At 46.3% G+C, this 1,978-nt stretch carries 1 protein-coding gene; it reads left to right on the top strand.

The features are described from left to right. Window positions 1–1,978, top strand: a 1,978-nt coding sequence (locus tag ACFINH_RS09680; protein ID WP_375632956.1) for a hemagglutinin repeat-containing protein, incomplete at both ends; no start/stop codon positions are given.

The following is a 1,978-nucleotide window of genomic DNA, read 5'->3' as shown; positions in this document are numbered from 1 at the left end:
CCAAAAACACGAAAGTGGATATGCAAGCCTCTCATGCCGTTGGATCTTCGATAAAATCGGGAGGTGACACCACTGTCATTGCAGGGCAGGATGGCAAACCACATGATCTTAGCATCACAGGCAGTTCCATTGCGGCTGATGGCAAGGTAGGGCTGAAAGCCAGCAACGATGTCCTGATCAATAATGCAGAGGATAGCTTACATTATGAGATGTCGTACCATAAAGAGGGTGGAGCATTTAGTAGCAGCAAATCTGAGCATAACAAGATGGATGTGCGCCAAGTTGTGGGGTCAAGCATAACAGGGGGTGAAGGCATTGCCATTGATTCCGGAAACAACACGGAAGTTGTCGCCTCGACGCTCATAGCCGGTAAGGCAGAGGAAACGTCAGGAGAGAAAGCACCAGGAGAACAGAAACAAGCGGATATTACCATTCACTCTGGGGGAAAGATTACTATCAAAGGCGCCCAAGAACACTTGGATCAACAAGCGCAATCGTCATCAAGTGGCTTTTTGCATGAGAAATCGTCCGATAGTTCTCAATCGCATACCACAACGGTCTCCTCTATCCTTGGGGCGACGGGAAACATTATCACGCAATCAGACAAAGAGACCACAATCACTGCTTCTCATCTGCTTTCCGGTCAAGATATCAATGTGAGCGGAGAAAATGTGACGATTGATGGCATGCAAGATCACCATAAAAGCCATTCAGAGGAGCATGAAACAGGTTTTGGTGTGGGATCAGGTAAGGGCTTTGTGTCGATATACGGGAGTGAGGGAAAGACAGAAAATGAAGAGAGTTTTGAGCATCAAGGTTCTTCTCTCAATGCGGATGGCAATATCACCATCACTGCCAAGAAAAAAGATGTGACAATTGTTGGCTCTGATCTTGCAGGGGAAAATGTTAATCTTACCGCAGCGCATGATGTGAATGTGCTTGTTGGTCATAATAGCCATAAGTCAAACTCTGTAGAAGAACGGGAAGGCTTTGGCTTTCAGTTTGAAAAGAGCAAAAGCGGTGCTTCTGTAGGTGTTGGAATTGCAAGCGCCAAAGATACGGGCGATCAATGGGAAACCACTTCCACACAATCACACATCACGGCACGCCAAGATGTGCAGATTACTGCTGACAATGATGTGAATATGCAAGCAGCCATTGTTTCGGCGGATCGTGATGTCAACATGGATGCCGGCAATAATATCACGCTTTCAGAAAGCTATGATACCTCTAACGGCAAAGAGACACATGAAAAGTCTTTTGCTGGTGTGACAGGCTCTGTCAATGTGGGTATTCTTGGTACAGTAAAAGATGTAAAGGATGCAGTCAAACGTTTTGGTCATGGGGATACAAAACACAAAATCGGCAATGGTCTTATTGCTGGTCTAAAAGGCTATGATCTCTATAGCAAAGGCAAAGGTCTTTATAATGGGATGAAAGGTGGAAACAAACAGTCTATTCGTGATATTGCTGATGTTTCTGCTAGCGTAACCGTGGGCTTTAAGACAGAGAAGGCAGAAGCCTCTGTTCAGACCTCTACTGCGGTAACAGGTACAATAGAAGCAGGACGCGCTGTTAATATGCAAGCCCACAAAGGCAGCATCCATGGTGTTGGAGCCGATATTATTGCTGGTACAAACCCGATGCAAAGCAATGATGAACAGAGCGGGAATATCACCATGGGAGCAGGTAAAGATATCATCTTTGAAAGTGCGCAAAACACGCAGAGCACAGAAAACCACACGCAAAGCGCTTCAATGAATGTTGGGTATAGTTATGGTACCGGTGGTACAGGGTGGATGGGGAATGCTTCTTTTGGTAAAGGCAAGGGTTCCAGTGAGGAGGTTCACCAGAAGAACAGCCATATTATTGGCACCGGCACAGTTCACACAACGAGTGGTGCAAACACCACATTGGCAGGCGCCGTGGTTTCTGGAGAGCGTGTAGAAATGGAAGTAGGGGGTGATTTTGCCATTAC

This window comes from Bartonella sp. AA74HLJMH, assembly GCF_042197045.1.
Classification (GTDB): Bacteria; Pseudomonadota; Alphaproteobacteria; order Rhizobiales; family Rhizobiaceae; genus Bartonella.
This window is presented reverse-complemented; position numbering and strand designations above follow the sequence as displayed.